Source organism: Acidihalobacter prosperus (genome assembly GCF_000754095.2).
Classification (GTDB): domain Bacteria; phylum Pseudomonadota; class Gammaproteobacteria; order DSM-5130; family Acidihalobacteraceae; genus Acidihalobacter; species Acidihalobacter prosperus.
The window spans coordinates 698315-715764 of the sequence record NZ_JQSG02000006.1 but is presented as its reverse complement, the minus strand read 5'-3'; the positions used below and the strand labels follow the sequence as shown (position 1 = coordinate 715764).

Here is a 17450-nt window from a genome sequence, read left to right as displayed (position 1 = left end):
GCACGCTCAATAGGCCGCGTATGCGACCTTGCCGCTGAAATTCAGGCAGTCCTCCACACGCGCGCGCTGCACCGGGCGCAGGGTATCCAGCGTGAAATAACCCCACTCCGAATGTTCCTCGCTCAACACAATGCGTGCCGGCAGGCGCAGGCTGGCGCGATAGATCGCCGAATGCGAATTCACGGCGCCGTGATAGTAGATGCCGCTGAGATAGGCGACCTCGATCTCGCAGCCCAGTTCCTCGCGACATTCGCGAATCAGGGTTTCGATCAGCGTCTCGCCGGGATCGACGGCACCGCCCGGAAGTCCCCAGTGACGCTCGGCATAATCCGCCTTGAGCATGAGAATGCGCCCTGCGTCGTCGGTGATCACCGCGTGCGCGCTCAGACGATAAAAATCCTCGAAGGCCATGGGCCGTTCTCCATCCGTCCTGGCAGACAGATTAGCCGCACGACGGCCCTGCGGCCAGCGTTGCGCAATGCCTGATAGACTGGTGGACTGCCCATTCAAGAGACTCAACATGTTCGGCAGCTACACCAGCGGTCTGCTTCTCGGCCTCAGCCTGATCGTCGCGATCGGCGCCCAGAACGCCTATATCCTGCGACAGGCCATCCGGCGCGAGCACCATTGGCTGGTCGCCTCGCTGTGCAGCCTGAGCGATCTCGGCTTGATCCTGCTCGGGGTCATGGGGCTGGGCGCGGTCATCCAGGCCAGTCCGCGAATCGAAACCGTACTCTACCTTGGCGGCGCCGCATTTCTCGCCCACCACGCCTACCGCGCGGGGCTCGATGCAGTCCGTGCGAAGCAGGCGCTGACCGTCGAAACCGCCGGCATTGGCGCCCCCCCCCGACGCCGCGGGATCGCGCTCAACGCACTGGCGCTGAGCTGGCTCAACCCGCATGCCTGGCTGGACACCGCGGTTTTGCTCGGCACCTTCTCGCTACGCTACCATGGCGGCGAACGGGCGGCCTTCGCGGGCGGCGCCATCAGCGGATCGGTTCTCTGGTTCTTCGGCATCACCCTGCTCGCGGCCACGCTTTCGCGCTGGCTGAAGCGTCCGAAGGTGTGGCGGGCGATCAACATCGCGGTCACCGCCATCATGATCTACGCCGCAACGGTATTCCTGCAGGCGGGCATCACGCTCATTCGCAGCTGACAGGACGCAGGCCCGCGCGGCGGCGGGGATGTCAGGCGCTAGTGCGCCGCAACCGAAACACGCGCTCCTGCATCCGCGACAGACCGGCCTTGCGGAAGCGCTCGTTCTCGGTCAGCACGTCCTCGGCGACCAGCGCGACAACCTCGAAGGCCGCATCGTACAGCGCGTGCACTTCGTCTTCGCTCACCGCGAAGGGCGGCCCCTGCATCTCGGACTGCGGGTAGTCGAAGGTGATCAGCAGGGTTTGCGCGTCCGCCGGCAGCAGGGTCGCCATATGCGCCGCATAGCGGCGGCGCATGTCCGGCGGCAACGCGACCAATGAGGCCCGATCGTAGACCGCCGCCACGCCAGCCAGATCGACCGCGCCCAGGTCGAAGAAATCGCCGCAGCGAATCTCGATCTCGCCCACCCGATAGCACTCGAAATCCCCTTCCCGGGTCACGGTCGGCGACAATCCGCTTTCGACGAAAAAGGCCTCCGCGGCAAGCGGGCTGAGTTCGACGCCGATCACCCGGTGCCCCTGTCCCGCCAACCAGAGCATGTCCCGGCTTTTGCCGCACAGGGGCACGAACACGGCCGTCTCGGCAGGCACGTGCAACGCGGGCCAGTACTGCTCCAGATGGACATTCACCCGATCCTGATGGAAACCGATCTGCTGGTTGCGCCAGCGTTCGAGCCAGAAATCCGCCTGCATGTCGTGACCTCCTCCCGCAAGGGCCGTGTGTCGGGCGTTTCAGACGTAGCGCGCCTCGTGCACCACCGGCTTGCCGGCTTGCGACCAGCCGCCGAATCCGCCGACCAGACTGTAGACCTCGGCGAAACCCATCATCTGCAATACGGCGGCGGCCATGGCCGAACGCCCGCCGGTGGCGCAGTAGGTCACGACCGGACGGTTGCGGGCGGCGGCCAGGATTTCGTCGTGGTTCGGAAAGGCCGGGTCGGCCGCGGCTTCGAGAATGCCGCGCGGCACCAGGTGGGCACCTTCGATATGGCCCTGCTCATGCTCGGACGATTCGCGCACGTCGAGAATCAGCAGGTCGGGCTTTTCCTGCTTCATACGCTGCAGCTCGTCGGGGCCGATCTCGCTCACGCAGGACTTGGCGGCCTTGACGAAATCGATCAGGCCAACGGGTTGTTGCGGTTTGAATACGTCGTACATTGGCATGCCTCGGGTTGTTGAATCGCGTTCGGAATATTGTGGTGATAGCGCCGACGTGCGGCGGGGTCAATCCGGGTCGTAGGCCAGCACCGGCGCCAGCCATTGCTCGGCGGTGGCGATCGTCCAACCCTTGCGACGCGCGTAGTCCTCGACCTGATCGCGGCCGATCTTGCCGACGCCGAAATAGTGCGCGTCCGGGTGGGCGAAGTACCAGCCGGAGACCGCCGCCGCCGGCCACATGGCATAGCTTTCGGTGAGCTGCAGACCCGCATGGTCCGTGGGATCGAGCAGCGACCACAGCGTGCCCTTCTCGGTGTGCTCCGGACAGGCCGGATAGCCGGGCGCCGGGCGGATGCCGGCGTAGGCCTCCTTGATCAGGGCTTCGTTGTCGAGCATCTCGTCGGCCGCATACCCCCAGAATTCCCGGCGCACGCGCGCGTGCATCAGCTCGGCGAAGGCCTCGGCGAAGCGGTCGGCCAGGGCCTTGGCCATGATCGCGCGGTAGTCATCGTGTTCGGCCTCGAAGCGCGCGACGTGTTCGTCCAGGCCTTCGCCGGCCTGCACGGCGAAGGCGCCGAGGTAGTCGGCCAGACCGCTGTCGGTGGGCGCGACGAAGTCGGCCAGGCAGCGGTTGGGGCGCCCTGCCGGGCGCTCGGTCTGCTGGCGCAGGTGGTGCAGCACGGTGCGCACCTCGGCGCGCGTGTCGTCCGTGTAGAGAGCAATGTCGTCATCGTCGATACGGTTGGCCGGGAAGAAGCCGATCACCCCCCGCGCGCGCAGCCACTTCTCCGCGATGATCTGCTTGAGCATGACCTGGGCGTCGGCGAACAGCTTGCGCGCCTCCTCGCCGACGACCTCGTCCTCCAGGATGCGCGGGTAGCTCGCGTGCAGCTCCCAGGCGTGGAAGAAGGGCGTCCAGTCGATGTAGCGCGCGATCTCCTCCAGCGGATAGTCGTCGAACGTCCGGATGCCGAGGAAGCTCGGCTTGGGCGGCACGTAGCCGGACCAGTCGATCGGCATGCGGTTGGCACGTGCCGCGGCGAGCGGGATCAGCTTGTCGCGCCCCTTGCGTGCGGCGAGCTGCTCGCGCACCTCGGCGTATTCGGCACGGATCTTCTCCGCGAACGGACCGCGCAGTTCGGGGCTGATCAGGTTCTGCGCCACGCCCACGGCGCGCGAGGCGTCCTTGACCCACACGGTCGGCGCCCGCGTGTAGCCCGGCTCGATGCGCGAGGCGGTATGCGCGCGCGAGGTGGTGGCGCCGCCGATCAGCAGCGGCAGCTCGAAGCCCTGGCGCTCCATCTCCTTGGCCAGATGCGCCATCTCGTCCAGCGAGGGCGTGATCAGTCCGGACAGGCCGATGAGGTCCACGTCCTGCTCGCGGGCGGCGTCGAGGATCTTCTGCGCGGGCACCATCACGCCGAGGTCGATCACCTCGAAGTTGTTGCACTGCAGCACCACGCCGACGATGTTCTTGCCGATGTCGTGCACGTCGCCCTTGACCGTCGCCATCAAAATGCGGCCGTTGGAGCGCGCGCCGTCCGCTTTCTCGGCCTCGATGAAGGGAATCAGGTGCGCCACGGCTTTCTTCATCACGCGCGCACTCTTGACCACCTGCGGCAGGAACATCTTGCCGTCGCCGAACAGGTCGCCGACCACGTTCATGCCGTCCATCAGCGGCCCCTCGATCACCTCGATCGGACGCGCGGCCTCGAGGCGCGCGGCCTCGGTATCCTCGATCACCCAGGTATCGACGCCCTTGACCAGGGCGTGCTCCAGGCGCTTGGCCACCGGCCATTCGCGCCAGCCGAGATCCTCCTGCTTGGCCTGGGTCCCGTCGCCCTTGTAGCGGTCGGCGATCTCCAGCAGGCGCTCGGTGGCGTCCTCGCGGCGGTTGAGCACCACGTCCTCGACCCGCTCGCGCAGCTCGGCGGGCAGGTCGTCGTAGACCGCGAGCTGGCCGGCGTTGACGATACCCATGTCCATCCCCGCCTTGATCGCGTGGTACAGGAACACGGCGTGGATCGCCTCGCGCACCGGGTTGTTGCCGCGGAACGAGAACGACACGTTGGACACGCCGCCGGAGATCATCGCGTGCGGCAGGCGCCGCTTGATTTCGCGCGTGGCCTCGATGAAGTCCACCGCGTAGTTGTTGTGTTCCTCGATGCCGGTGGCGATGGCGAAGATGTTGGGGTCGAAGATGATGTCCTCGGGCGGGAAGCCGACCCGCTCGGTGAGGAGCTGGTAGGAGCGCGCGCAGATCTCGATCTTGCGTTCGCGCGTGTCGGCCTGGCCGGTCTCGTCGAAGGCCATGACGATCACTGCCGCGCCGTACTGGCGCACCAGCCGCGCCTGTTCCAGGAACTTGTCCTCGCCTTCCTTGAGCGAGATCGAGTTGACGATGCCCTTGCCCTGCAGGCACTTGAGCCCGGCTTCGATGATCGGCCACTTGGAGGAGTCGATCATTACCGGCACGCGCGAGATTTCCGGCTCGGCGGCGATCAGGTTGATGAAGCGGCGCATCGCGGCCTCGCCGTCGAGCATCGCCTCGTCCATGTTGATGTCGATGACCTGGGCGCCGTTCTCGACCTGCTCCTGGGCCACGGCCAAGGCCTCGTCGTAGCGCTCGTCGAGAATCAGGCGCTTGAACTTGGCCGAGCCGGTGACGTTGGTGCGCTCGCCGACGTTGACGAACAGCGAGTCGGCGCCGATGTTGAGCGGTTCCAGGCCGGACAGGCGGCAGGCGACCGGCGTCTCGGGGCGCCGGCGCGGCGGCTTGCCGGCCACCGCCTGGGCGATGGCGCGGATGTGCGCGGGGCTGGTGCCGCAGCAGCCGCCGACGATGTTGAGAAAGCCCGCATCCGCCCACTCGGCGATTTCCTGCGCCATCTCCGCGGCCTGCAGGTCGTAGCCGCCCATCTCGTTGGGCAGGCCGGCGTTGGGGTGCGCCGAGACGAGGTATTCGGAGACGCGCGACATCTCCTCGACGTACTGGCGCAGCTCGTAGGGGCCGAGCGCGCAGTTCAGGCCGATCGACAGCGGCGCGGCATGGCGCAGCGAGTTGTAGAAGGCCTCGGTGGTCTGGCCGGTGAGCGTGCGCCCGGAGGCGTCAGTGATCGTGCCGGAGATCATGATCGGCAGCTCGATGCCGAGCTTGTCGAAGGTCGATTGGATGGCGAACGCCGCCGCCTTGGCGTTGAGCGTGTCGAAAATGGTCTCGATCATCAGCAGATCGACGCCGCCTTCGATCAGCGCCTCGGCGGCCTCGGCGTAGGCGGCCGCCAGGGTGTCGAAGTCGATGTTGCGAAAGCCCGGGTCGTTGACGTCGGGCGACAGCGAGGCGGTGCGGTTGGTCGGCCCCAGCACGCCGGCGACGAACCGTGGCCGGTCGGGCGTCTTCGCGCTGTAGGCGTCGGCCGCTTCGCGTGCCAGCCGTGCCGCGGCCAGGTTGATCTCGCCGCTCAGCGCCTCCATGCCGTAGTCCGCCATGGACACCCGGTTGGCGTTGAAGGTGTTGGTCTCGAGGATGTCCGCTCCGGCCTCCAGATAGGCCTCGTGAATGGCGCGGATCACCTCGGGGCGGGTGATCGCCAGCAGGTCGTTGTTGCCCTTGAGGTCGCTCGGCCAGTCGGCGAAGCGCTCGCCGCGGTAGTCGGCCTCGCCAAGCTTGTAGGACTGGATCATGGTGCCCATGGCACCGTCGAGGATCAGGATGCGTTCCTGCAGGGCGGTCTTAAGCCGCGTGGCGCGATCATTCATCGGGGAGGCTGCGTCGCTGTGTGAAAACGAACGCGGGATTCTAGCATGCCGACGCCGCCGGGCCGGGCGACCCGGCGGCGGGCGCGATCAGCTGCCGGCCTTGAGGCGCCGTGCGATGCCGGTCACGTGCTCGCCCTGGAAACGGGCGATGGCGAGCTCGTTCTCGCTCGGCTGACGCGAGCCGTCGCCGGACGCCAGCGTGCCGGCGCCGTAGGGCGAACCACCGCTGATCTCGTCCATGGTCAGCAGGCGCTGCTCGCTGTAGGGCACGCCGACGATGATCATGCCCTGATGCAGCAGGGTCGTGTGGAAGCTGGTGATGGTGGTTTCATGGCCGCCGTGCTGGGTGCCAGTGGAGGTGAACACGCTGCCGACCTTGCCGATCAGCTTGCCCTGCATCCACAGCCCGCCGGTCTGGTCGAGGAAATTGCGCATCTGCGCGGTCATCATGCCGAAGCGGGTCGGCGTGCCGAAGATGATCGCATCGGCCTCGGCCAGCTGCTCCGGCTGGATCACGGGCACATGGGCATAGGCCGCCTGCGCCTGCTTGGCGCCGTACTTTTCGAGCACCTCGTCCGGCACCAGTTCGGCCACGCGGTACACGTCCACGTCGGCGCCGGCCGCGCGCGCGCCCTCTGCGACCGCCTCGGCCATTTTGTATATGTGGCCGTACATGCTGTAGAAAACGACCTGAACCTTCACGGACATCACGATCTCCTCCAGAATGGGATTGCAGCCGATCTTGTGCGTACAGATTAGAACGATCGCCCAGGCCCGAGCGTGACGTTTTCTCAACGACTCACTCAAATTTTCTGAGCGATCGCGACCGGGCGGACGCGCGGACGCATGCCCATGGAACCGGGTTGTCGGAACTATGCTCTGAAGGGAGGAGGGAGCGAACGATGCATATCCTGGCCGACGCGGACACAGCAGCACGGATACCGCCGATGTGAAACGACTGAGATTCTATGCGACGGTACCGCACCCCTGCCCGTATCTACCCGAACGCAGTGCGGTGGATGTGGTGACCGACCCGGGCATGCCCATCGACCAGGGCACGCTCAGCGATCTGTTTCGCATGGGGTTCAGGCGCAGCGGCATTTTCGTCTATCGGCCCGAGTGCCCGGGTTGCCAGTCGTGCATTGCCGTACGCATTCCCGTGCACGACTTCCGGCCCAACCGCGCACAGCGCCGGTGCCTTGCCCGCAACGCTGAGCTGACGCTCGAATCGCGCCCTCCTCACTACAGCGACGAGCTGTTCCGCCTCTACCGCGCCTATCTCAAGCATCGCCACCCCGGTGGCGGCATGGACAAGCCCACGCCGGATTCGTTTCGCGAGTTCCTCTGCACGCCCGGCGTCGAAACCGAGTTCCTGCTGTTTCGCGCCGGCGGACGGCTGCTCTCGGTGGCCGTCACCGATCGCCTGCACGACGGCCTTTCGGCCAACTACACCTTCTTCGCGCCCAACGCGCCCGAGCGCTCGCTCGGCACCTACGCCATCCTCAGTCAGGTCGCCGAGGCGCGGCGGCGCGGGCTCGACTACGTCTATCTCGGCTATTGGATCGCCGAATCGCCGAAGATGCGTTACAAGAATCGCTTCCGCCCGCTTGAATTCTATGCCGACGAATACTGGCAACGCTGCGAACGCCCGCCCGCTGCCGACTGACCCGCCATCGAACCCTGGCACGGGCATGCGGTCGAAAACCAGAGACCCCAAGCGGCACCGCCCATGCCCAGCGAGCCCGCACAACAACCCGACCTGATCGTGGTACGTCACGGCGCGACGCCCTGGAGCGCCTGCGGCCGGCACACCTCTCGCACCGATCTCGGCCTGACGCCCGTCGGCCGCGCCGAGGCACGACGGCTGCGCCCCTGGCTTGCGCAGTGGTCGCCCGCGACGGTCTGGACCAGCCCACTGCGACGGGCGCGGGAAACGGCGAACGCCTGCGGTTTCCCCGACGCACGCGTGGTGCAGGCGCTGCACGAATGGGACTACGGCGATTACGAGGGTCTGACCCTCCGCGAGATTCAGGCCGAATCGCCTGGCTGGAGCGTGTTCGCGGCCGGCGGCGCAGGCGCAGACGGCGAAAGCCCGGCAATGGTGGCGGCGCGGGTCGACGATCTGATCGCGCGGGTACGCGGGCACGAGGCGGGCCCGGTGCTGATCTTCGCACATGGGCATCTGCTGCGCGCCCTTGCGGCGCGCTGGCTGGGTCAGGACGTTCGCCTCGGCGCGCGCCTCGGCCTGGACTCGGGCGCGCTCGGCCTGCTGGGACGTCTGCACGGGGAACCGGCCCTGCTGGCCTGGAATCTGCGGCCTGCCGATACGGGCGGTCCGGCAGGCGGACTCGGACGTGAGGCCTGAGAAGGCCGGCGCTCCCTGGGAGGAGGTCCAAAGCGCCGCCACCCCGCCGTGCGAGTTCGCCTGCCGGGCCGCCCGACCATCCGGATCGGCCCTGCGCCCCCCGTCAGTGGCTGGACGGTCGGCTTACGATCAGACTAGGCGCTGCCGCAGGCCTCGCCAAGTGACATATTGCCGCAGCGGCGGCCCGCTCAGTCCGCTCGCAGGCGGTCGAGCGCCAGCGTATGCAGGGCGCGGGTGCCGGCCGCCAGCACGCTGCCGGTTTCCAGGCCGATCGCACCACCGTCAAGCGTCGTGAAAACGCCGCCCGCCTCCTCCACGATCACCGACAGCGCAGCGACGTCGAGGATATTGAGATCCGATTCGATCACCAGGTCGAGTTGGCCGGCAGCCAACATGTGGTAGTGGCAGAAGTCGCCATAGCCGCGCGTACGATTGACGCCCGCGACGATGTCGCCCAGGCGTGCCCAGCCCTCGCCCTGCGCCAGGGACTTGATATTGCCGAGCGAAATCGCCGCATCCGCCAACGCCGTCACCTCGCCGGTACGGACCGCCAGGCCGTTGACGAAGGCACCGGCGCCGCGCTCGGCCCAGGCCATTTCGCCGTACAGCGGTGCGTTGGACACCCCCAGCAACAGGCGTTCGCCCTGCATCAACGCAATCTGCGTCGAGAAGAACGGCGTCCGCCGGATGAAGCTCTTGGTGCCGTCGATGGGGTCGATCAGCCAGGTGTATTCGGCCCCCTCCCGCGTACGGCCGGTCTCCTCGCCGTAAAAGCCATGCGTCGGGAAGGCCTCCAGGATCACCTGGCGGATGGCCTGCTCGGCCGCCACGTCGGCCTCGGTCACGGGACTCTGATCGGCCTTCAGGCGCACCTCGACGCCTTCGGCCCAGTATCGACGGATCACATCCTCGGCGGCGCGCGCGGCGGCCAGTGCGGTCTGCAGGTAGACGCTTTGTTGCATGGGCAATCCTTGCATGAACGGTTCGGCGCATTGTAGCAGCCGTCCCGCGCTTGAGCCGCCGCGCCTCGCTCACTACACTGCGCATCCACCCACGGTCGGAGAAGCCACCCGCCATGTCCCGCTTCGATGAGAACCTCAAGGCGCTCAAGCAGCCGCACCAGCGCCTCGCCGCCCTCGAAGGCTATGCCGACGGCTACGAGCCCGTCTTCGTGATCGAGAACCGCCCCGGCAGCCAGGGCGCGCTGGCCGTCTACTACGAAGTCGCCGTCAAACACGGCGGGCTGACGCCCAAGGCCGCCGAGGATGCGCTCGCGCTGTTTGCCGAGCACACCGAGGACGCGCGCGCGAACCCCGGCGCGCACCCCAACATCGACCGTCTGTTCGCGATCGTCGATCAAGGTCTCTACTACTCGATCAAGGCCATCCCCAAGGCCGAAGACTAGGCTGACTCAAATCATGGCGCGAGGCGTCCCGCGGGGCTAGGCTTGAACGGCAGCCGGCCCCAGGGAGACGCCATGCGCCTGTTACGCCCCCGTTATCTGATTCCGCTATCGATACTGGCGGCGGCCGCCGCCCTGACGTTCTGGCTGACTCGCCCCAACCCCGTGATCGTCAGCGTCAAACCGGTCGCAAGCGGGCTGGTCGAGGCCACCGTCAGCAACACCCGCGCCGGTACGGTCAAGGCCTGCCGACGCGCCAAACTCTCGCCGGGCATCGGCGGGCAGATCGAACGTCTGGACGTGCACAAGGGCGAACATGTGACGCCCGGCCAGACGCTGCTGAGCCTCTGGAACGCCGATCTCAAAGCCCAACTCGAACTGGCGCGCGCCGATGAGCGGGTCTCCTCGGCGCAGGCGCGCTCGGTCTGCCTGCAGGCCGCCGCGGCCGCCCGCGAGGCCGCGCGCCAGACCACGCTGCATCGTCGCGGTATGGTTTCCGCGGAACAGGCAGACAAGGCCGAAAGCGCGGCACAGGCGCGCGCGGCGGATTGCGCTGCGGCAAGGGCCGGCGAGCAGGCCGCCGCCGCACGCATCTTGCTGGCACAGGCCAATCTGGCGCGCACGGTACTCACCGCACCCTTTGCCGGCGTGGTTGCCGAGATCAACGGCGAGGTCAACGAATACGTCACGCCCTCCCCGCCCGGCATACCGACCCCGCCCGTCATCGATCTCATCGACAATGGCTGCTTCTATGTCGCCGCGCCCATCGACGAGGTGGACGCCGCCAAGGTGCGGGTCGGCCTGCCCGTCCGCATCACCCTCGACGCCTTCGGCAAGCGGCGCTTTACCGGCACGGTATCACGCATCGGCGCCTACGTTTTGGACCTCGAAAAACAGGCGCGCACCGTCGATGTGGACGTGCGCTTTGCGCGCGGCGACGACATCGGGCAACTGCTGGCCGGCTACAGCGCAGACGTGGAAATCATCCTGCAATCGCGAGAGAACGTGCTGCGCGTGCCCACCGAGGCCGTGGTCAACGGCGATCAGGTCTATCTCTACGATGCGGCGACCCACACCCTGCATCTGACCCGCTTCGAACCCGGCATCGCCAATTGGGCCTGGACCCAGGTGCGCGCGGGATTGAAGGCCGGCGAACAGGTGGTCACCAACGTCGACCGCAAGGGCGTCGAAGACGGCGCCCACGCACGGACCGAAGATGTCAACGCGCGCTAGCGACGCGAGACCTGCGACGCCGGCGGCCGGAGCGCCGGCGATCGCCCTCCATGGCATTTGCCGCAGCTTCCGGCTCGGAGACGAGACGGTGCACGCCCTGCAGGACGTTACCCTGAACGTCGCCCGCGGGGAATACATCGCGATCATGGGGCCATCGGGTTCGGGCAAGTCGACCCTGCTCAACATACTCGGCCTGCTCGATCGCCCGACCGCCGGGCACTATCTGCTCGACGGCGTGGAAACCACGACCCTCGGCGACGCCCGGCAGTCCGCGGTCCGCCACCGCAAGATCGGCTTCGTGTTTCAGTTTTTCCATCTGATCCCCCGGCTCACGGCCTATGAAAATGTCGAATTGCCACTGATTCTCGGCGGCGTACCGGGAGCCGAGCGCCGCCCCCGCGTGACCCGGGCACTCGCGGAGCTCGGGCTTGCCGACCGCGCACGCCACCGTCCGGAACAGCTCTCCGGCGGCCAGCGCCAGCGGGTGGCCATCGCCCGCGCAACCATCATGGACCCCGAGGTGGTCCTGGCCGACGAACCCACCGGCAACCTCGACAGCGCCTCCGGCCGCGACGTGATCGACATTCTGGAATCGCTCAATGCTCGCGGCATCACCCTGATCGTGGTCACGCACGATGCCGATGTCGGCGCGCGCGCGCGGCGACTCGTGCGCTTCGTCGACGGACGTGTCGTCAGCGACACGTCGCGCACCCCATGAACATGCCCGTCGGTACGCTGGCCATCACCGAGGCCCTGTGGTTTTCCCTACACGCGGTGGCCGCTGCCCGCCTGCGCACCGCCATGATGACCCTGGCCATGGCCATCGGCGTGGCCGCCGTCGTGCTCCTGACCGCCTTGGGCGAAGGGGCGCGCAACTACGTGCTGGGCGAATTCGCCAGCCTCGGCAGCAACGTCCTAACCGTAATTCCCGGGCGTTCCGAAACCACCGGCGGCGCGCCGTTGATGCTGGGCATCACGCCACGCGATCTGACCCTGGACGACGCCCTGTCCCTACGCCGCAGCAGCCTGATCGCGGCGGTCGCGCCCATCGTGGTGGGCGGTGCGCCGGCCGCCTACGGCGCGCGCTCGCGCGAGGTCAATGTCATCGGCTCCACCGCCGAGCTCCGCCGCATCCGGCATCTCGAGCTCGAGCGCGGCCGCTTCCTGCCGGCGGGTGACCCCTTCGCGGCCGGCGCGGTCTGCGTGATCGGCAGCCGGCTGCGCGACGAGCTGTTCGGGCATGCGCGCGCGCTCGGCGAAATCCTGCGCATCGGCGACCGGCGCTTCCGCGTGATCGGCATTCTCGCGCCCAAGGGACAATCGATGGGCCTGGACATGAGCGACGTGGCGATCATCCCGGTAGCCGCCGCGCAGGCGTTGTTCGACACCCACTCGATGTTCCGCGTCCTGGTCGAGGTCCGCAGCCGCGACGCGCTGCCGGCAGCCAAGCGCCGTATCGAGGCCATCATCGCCGCGCGTCACGAAGGCGAAAACGACGTCACCTTGATCAGCCTGGATGCCATCCTCGCCACCTTCGATCGCATATTCACCGCGTTGACGTTGACCGTCGCCGGCATTGCCGGCATCAGCCTGATCGTGGCCGGCATCCTGATCATGAACGTGATGCTGGTGTCGGTGTCGCAGCGGACCGCCGAAATCGGGCTGCTCAAGGCGTTGGGTGCGCCGCCGCGCATCATCGAGCGCCTGTTTCTGGTCGAGGCCGGGCTGCTGTCGATGTTCGGCTGCGCGCTCGGTCTCGCAACCGGCTACGGCGGCATCTTCGCGCTGGAGCTGGCCTTCCCGCGCTTTCCGCTGACCGCGCCGCTGTGGGCGGCGCTCGCCGGCATCGGGGTGGCGCTGCTCAGCGGTTTGCTGTTCGGCGTGCTGCCGGCACGCCGCGCTGCCCGCCTGGACCCTGTCCAGGCACTGGCGAAACACTGAATCGGCCATGCTCGGCGGCGACTACCTGCGACTGACCCTGAACGCCGTCATCGGACAGCGCACGCGCAGCCTGTTGACCGCGCTGGGCATTGCGGTGGGCATCGCCGCCGTCGTCCTGCTGACTTCGATCGGCGAGGGCGTGCGCCAATTCATGCTGCACGAATTCACCCAGTTCGGCACTCACCTCATCGCCATCAACCCCGGTCGCACCACCACCCATGGCGTGCCCGGCGGGGTGATCGCCAACGTCCGCCCGATGACGCTGGGCGACGCCGAAGCGATCGCCCGCCTGCCGCAGGTCGAGGCCATGGTCCCGGTCGTGCAGGGCAATGCGCTCGCGGCCGCCAACGACCGCACGCGGCGCACCACGGTCTTCGGCGCCGGCGCGGCACTCCCCGAAGTCTGGCAGGCGCGCATCGCCATCGGGCGTTTCCTGCCGCGCGAAGATGCCCGCAATGCGCGCGCATTCGCGGTACTCGGCGCGCGGCTTCGCGACGAACTGTTCGGGGATGCCAATCCTCTCGGACAGCGCATACGCGTCGGTGGCGAGACCTTTCGCATCGTCGGCGTCCTCGCGCCGAAGGGACAGATACTCGGCATCGATCTCGACGACTCCGTGTACATTCCCGCCGTCCGCGCGCTCGCCCTGTTCAATCGCGACAGCCTGATGGAAATCGACGTGACCTATCCGGCGGACAGCTCGGCCTCCACCGTCGCCAGGCGCATCGCGACCCTGCTTGAACGGCGTCACGGCAGCGAGGATTTCACGATCACCACCCAGGAGGACATGCTCGCCACCCTGAACAACATCCTCGGCATCGTCACCCTCGCGGTGGGGGCGTTGGGCGGCATCTCGCTGCTGGTCGGCGCGGTCGGCATTTTCACCATCATGACCATCGCGGTGAACGAACGCACTGCAGAAATCGGCCTGCTGCGCGCCATCGGCGCCCGCCGTGGGCAGGTGCTGGCGCTGTTTCTCGGCGAGGCCGTGCTGCTGTCCGCGCTCGGCGGGCTTGCCGGACTCGGCGTCGGGCTCGGCGGCGCCTGGCTGCTGCACCTGCTGCTGCCCGCACTGCCCGTGCATACCCCCTGGGCCTATCTGCTCGGAGCCGAACTGTCCGCGGCGCTGATCGGGCTGCTTGCCGGCGGCGTGCCGGCCCACCACGCGGCCCGCCTGGACCCGTTGACGGCACTGCGCGAGGAATAGGTGTCGACAGGGTGGCGGCTAGCGCCAATCCTCAGGCAAGGACCAGACATTTCGCCACGCGATCAAGGCCGGCAAGGGCATCGGGGGCGCAATCGCATGTCCCTGCAGACGCGATACCCCGAGTTCGCGCAGCAGCGTGCCGAGCGCTTCGCTGGCAACGCCCTCGGCCACCAGATCGATATCCAGACCGCCGGCCAGCTGTGCCACAGCGCGCACGATCGCCTGGTCGCGTGGATTGTCGACCAGATCGAGCACGAAGGCCTGATCGAGCTTGAGTTTGCGTATCGCCAGCCGTTGCAGATGGTTCATCGAGGTGAAGCCGCTGCCGAAATCGTCCAGCGCCACCGACAGGCCCTGCTCGCGCAGCCAGCGTACAGTCTCCGTGGCGCGCCCGAGGTCACCCAGGTGCGAGGTTTCGGTAATCTCGAATTCCAGCGCAAAACGCAGGTCCGGATGGCGCCCCAGCAGGTCGACGATGTCGCGCTTGAAGCCCGGCGCGAGCAGATGACGCGCCCCAATATTCACGGCGACCGGCACATCCAGAGCGGCATCCGAGAGCGCGCCCAGATCGTTGGCCACCGCTCTGATCATGGCCAGGCCGAGCCGGCGCACCAGCCCTCGGTCGCCCTCCACCTCCTCGATGAACTCGACCGGCTCAAGGATGATGCCGTCGCGCCCGACCAGTCTGGCCAGCGCCTCAAGGCCACAGACACGGCCGGTGGCCAGGTCGATCTGGGGCTGGTAGTACGGCAAAACCTCGTCCGCCTCCAGTGCACGCTCGATCTGATGCCGGATCTGGTGACGGGCCTCGAGTCGACGCTCCAATGCCGGCGAGTAGGCCACGCGCGAACCGGGCCCGGACAGACGTGCCATCTGCAGGGCCATGCCCGCCCGGCGCAGCAGCGCCTCCGGCTGAGTGCCGTCGTCCGGGAACAGCGCCGTGCTCTGCTCGGTCTTGAGCAACAGGGACTCGCTCAGCCCGACGTCGTAGGGTTGATCGAGCTCCGCATCGATGGCCCGCAGCGAATGGGCAAAGCCGGTCTCGCTGCCGTCGACGGGCTCGATCAGCAACACGGCGAACTCGTCGGATCCGAGCCGGCCCACCACGTTCCATTCACCGATCACCGCGCGCAGACGGCGCGCCATGGCGCGCAGCAGCGCGTCGCCGACATCGTGTCCCAACAGATCGTTGTGAAACTTGAAATCCGCGATATCGATCATCAACAGCTGGGCCCGGCGCGCCCCGGCAGCGCTCAGTTTCTGCGACGCCAGTTCGAGGAAATGCACCCGGTTGGGCAGATCCGTCAGCGTATCGATGAGAGCCAGATACCGTATTCTCGCCCGCTGCTCGGTGGTCCGTATGGCGAAGCCCACATCGTCGGCAAGCTCCTGCAACAGGCGGACGAGCTCGGGGGTAAAGAAATTGATCTCGCTCGAATACACCGACAGCACCGCCTCGACGCGATCGCCCACCATCACCGGGATCGCCGCAGTGGAACGCCCGTTGTAGCGCTTGAACAGCTCGTGCCACGGCGCCATTTCCGCAGTGGCGAGCACATCGTTGACCACCACGGTTTCCTGGCTGCGCGCGGCGCGGCCCACGGTGCCGCGACCGTACGGGCTGTCCGCATCGAGTTCCAGCCTGACGCGGGCGAGATCGGGAAAATCGACGATCCGGCTCGCCTGCTGGGTGTAGTGCAGCAATCTCGCCTCGCGATCGATGGTCGCGATCGCCGCGATCAGGACCGGCGTATGGCTGACCACGATGCGGCAGATATGGGAAAACAGCTCGGCGGTATCGGTATAACGTTCGCGCACGATGCCCTGGTTGATTTCGGACAGGGCGTCGTAGAAATCGCGCAGGCGCTCGCCCTCGGTTCTGGCCACCTCCAGCTCGGTGGTCTCGACCGCAAGCCCGATGACCCCCAGCACGCGGCCGTTTTCCGCCCGTGGCGCGTACTTGTAGACCCTGAAACTGCGCCCGAGGATGTTTTCGCGGCGTTGTATCAGGCCACGCGCGTCCTGCGCCGCGCGATCGCTGATCCGGCTGCTGCCGGCACCGATCTCATCCATCAGATCGGCGTCGGCCTTGCCTTGATAGCGCCTGCGGCCGCCCGCGAACAGCATCACCGCCGCGGGATTGGCATAACGCCAGCGCAACGCGGCATCCTTGACGAAAACCGGCAGCGGCAGGAGGCGCGCCACGCGCAACAGACGGCGCAACAAGGGATCGAACGCCCCGTCCGGTCGCGCTTCCTCCGAGGATGACCCATGCGATTTCATGAACGTGCTATCCCTCGAATGCGGCCGACGGCCGCATTCATCCACCTTCGCATATCGCCCCCTCTACTGTCGGCCCCACCTGCCGCACACCGAGACTCCGGTATCGGCGGCTTGCCCGGCTCGTGACCAGCCTCATAAGATACCCTACTCGCAACCGGAATGACGACATGAACGACCCCATCATCCTCATCGGAATCGGCGAGATCGGCGGCGTCCTGGCACGCGGCTGCCTTCGCGCCGGCCACCCGGTCTACCCGATCACACGCGAGATGGACCTCACGCGCGAAGCGCGTCACACCCCGGAGCCTGCGCTGGTCGTCATCGCCGTCGGGGAACAGGCCCTGCATCCGGTGCTCGACGCCCTGCCTCCGCCCTGGCGCGAACGCTGTCTGCTCCTGCAGAACGAGCTGCTGCCGGCGGACTGGGAGCGGCACGATCTGCACAACCCGACGGTCATGTCCGTCTGGTTCGAGAAAAAACCCGGGCAGGACGTCAAACAGATCGTGGCAAGCCCGGTGTACGGTCCGCACGCCGAACTTCTGCGCACCGCGCTCGGCGCCGTGGGCATCGAATCGACCGCGCTCGCGGACGCGGACGCGCTGCTGCGTGAGCTGGTGCGAAAGAATCTTTACATCCTGAGCACCAACCTCTGCGGCCTGGAGGTCGGCGGCGACGTTGCCGCGCTGGCGAAGGATCACGCGCCGTTGCTTGCCTCGGTGGCCGATGAAGTACTCGATCTGCAACAGGCACTGACCGGCAGGACGTTCGACCGGCCTACGCTGATCGCATCGATGCACATCGCCTTCGAGGGTGATCCCGCGCATCGCTGCCAGGGCCGTAGCGCGGCGGCGCGCCTGCAGCGGGCGCTTGCACAGGCAGATCGTGCCGGACTCGCGGTACCCACGCTGCGCACGCTCGGCGCACGTCATCTGCGTTAGCGTATCC

General features: G+C 67.3%; 16 protein-coding genes. 9 read left to right on the top strand and 7 right to left on the bottom strand.

Annotation, left to right across the window (positions count from 1 at the left end; all coding sequences use genetic code 11):
* Nucleotides 1-6: 6 nt before the first annotated feature.
* Nucleotides 7-411 carry an NUDIX hydrolase gene (locus THPRO_RS14100; protein ID WP_038090759.1) on the bottom strand — a complete coding sequence of 135 codons (405 nt, stop codon included), beginning with the start codon at nucleotides 409-411 and terminating at the stop codon, nucleotides 7-9.
* A 109-nt stretch (nucleotides 412-520) separates the two neighbouring features.
* Between THPRO_RS14100 and THPRO_RS14095 the strand changes: the two genes are divergently transcribed.
* Nucleotides 521-1156: a LysE/ArgO family amino acid transporter gene (locus tag THPRO_RS14095; protein ID WP_161489994.1), complete on the top strand. Its 636-nt coding sequence runs from the start codon at nucleotides 521-523 to the stop codon at nucleotides 1154-1156.
* 31 nt (nucleotides 1157-1187) lie between these two features.
* On the opposite strand, the gene THPRO_RS14090 is transcribed toward THPRO_RS14095, so the two are convergent.
* From THPRO_RS14090 to wrbA, 4 genes are all read right to left on the bottom strand, one after another.
* Nucleotides 1188-1850, bottom strand: a complete 663-nt coding sequence (locus THPRO_RS14090) for a thiopurine S-methyltransferase (RefSeq protein WP_038090764.1) — start codon at nucleotides 1848-1850, stop codon at nucleotides 1188-1190.
* A gap of 39 nt (nucleotides 1851-1889) precedes the next feature.
* Complete coding sequence (locus THPRO_RS14085; protein WP_052064431.1) at nucleotides 1890-2315, bottom strand: rhodanese-like domain-containing protein; 426 nt, start codon at nucleotides 2313-2315, stop codon at nucleotides 1890-1892.
* Between the two features lie 66 nt (nucleotides 2316-2381).
* The gene (metH, locus tag THPRO_RS14080) at nucleotides 2382-6074 is read right to left on the bottom strand and encodes a methionine synthase (RefSeq protein ID WP_065089780.1); all 3693 of its coding nucleotides are present in this window, start codon (nucleotides 6072-6074) and stop codon (nucleotides 2382-2384) included.
* Between the two features lie 87 nt (nucleotides 6075-6161).
* Entirely contained in the window at nucleotides 6162-6782 is a 621-nt protein-coding gene (gene wrbA / locus THPRO_RS14075; protein WP_038090769.1) for an NAD(P)H:quinone oxidoreductase, read from the bottom strand.
* Between the two features lie 241 nt (nucleotides 6783-7023).
* Between wrbA and THPRO_RS14070 the strand changes: the two genes are divergently transcribed.
* The gene (locus THPRO_RS14070) at nucleotides 7024-7740 is read left to right on the top strand and encodes an arginyltransferase (RefSeq protein ID WP_038090779.1); all 717 of its coding nucleotides are present in this window, start codon (nucleotides 7024-7026) and stop codon (nucleotides 7738-7740) included.
* A 63-nt stretch (nucleotides 7741-7803) separates the two neighbouring features.
* Nucleotides 7804-8439 (top strand): histidine phosphatase family protein, encoded by a 636-nt coding sequence (locus THPRO_RS14065; protein ID WP_052064433.1) that lies wholly within the window; start codon nucleotides 7804-7806, stop codon nucleotides 8437-8439.
* A 188-nt stretch (nucleotides 8440-8627) separates the two neighbouring features.
* On the opposite strand, the gene THPRO_RS14060 is transcribed toward THPRO_RS14065, so the two are convergent.
* Complete coding sequence (locus tag THPRO_RS14060; RefSeq protein ID WP_038090785.1) at nucleotides 8628-9401, bottom strand: inositol monophosphatase family protein; 774 nt, start codon at nucleotides 9399-9401, stop codon at nucleotides 8628-8630.
* A gap of 113 nt (nucleotides 9402-9514) precedes the next feature.
* Between THPRO_RS14060 and THPRO_RS14055 the strand changes: the two genes are divergently transcribed.
* From THPRO_RS14055 to THPRO_RS14035, 5 genes are all read left to right on the top strand, one after another.
* Nucleotides 9515-9844, top strand: coding sequence for a DUF2322 family protein (locus THPRO_RS14055; protein WP_038090789.1), 330 nt, complete (start codon nucleotides 9515-9517; stop codon nucleotides 9842-9844).
* A 72-nt stretch (nucleotides 9845-9916) separates the two neighbouring features.
* Nucleotides 9917-11074: an efflux RND transporter periplasmic adaptor subunit gene (locus tag THPRO_RS14050; RefSeq protein ID WP_038090794.1), complete on the top strand. Its 1158-nt coding sequence runs from the start codon at nucleotides 9917-9919 to the stop codon at nucleotides 11072-11074.
* Nucleotides 11058-11792 carry an ABC transporter ATP-binding protein gene (locus THPRO_RS14045; protein WP_052064435.1) on the top strand — a complete coding sequence of 245 codons (735 nt, stop codon included), beginning with the start codon at nucleotides 11058-11060 and terminating at the stop codon, nucleotides 11790-11792. The genes THPRO_RS14050 and THPRO_RS14045 overlap by 17 nt, the downstream gene beginning before the upstream one ends.
* Complete coding sequence (locus THPRO_RS14040; protein ID WP_236717324.1) at nucleotides 11789-13015, top strand: ABC transporter permease; 1227 nt, start codon at nucleotides 11789-11791, stop codon at nucleotides 13013-13015. The genes THPRO_RS14045 and THPRO_RS14040 overlap by 4 nt, the downstream gene beginning before the upstream one ends.
* Before the next feature lie 7 nt (nucleotides 13016-13022).
* Nucleotides 13023-14222: an ABC transporter permease gene (locus THPRO_RS14035; RefSeq protein ID WP_038090799.1), complete on the top strand. Its 1200-nt coding sequence runs from the start codon at nucleotides 13023-13025 to the stop codon at nucleotides 14220-14222.
* Nucleotides 14223-14240: 18 nt separating this feature from the next.
* Here THPRO_RS14035 and THPRO_RS14030 read toward each other — a convergent pair whose 3' ends face one another.
* Nucleotides 14241-16505, bottom strand: coding sequence for a putative bifunctional diguanylate cyclase/phosphodiesterase (locus THPRO_RS14030; RefSeq protein ID WP_038090805.1), 2265 nt, complete (start codon nucleotides 16503-16505; stop codon nucleotides 14241-14243).
* A gap of 167 nt (nucleotides 16506-16672) precedes the next feature.
* Between THPRO_RS14030 and THPRO_RS14025 the strand changes: the two genes are divergently transcribed.
* On the top strand, nucleotides 16673-17443 hold the full coding sequence (locus THPRO_RS14025; protein WP_038090811.1) for a hypothetical protein: 771 nt from the start codon (nucleotides 16673-16675) through the stop codon (nucleotides 17441-17443).
* Nucleotides 17444-17450 lie beyond the last annotated feature (7 nt).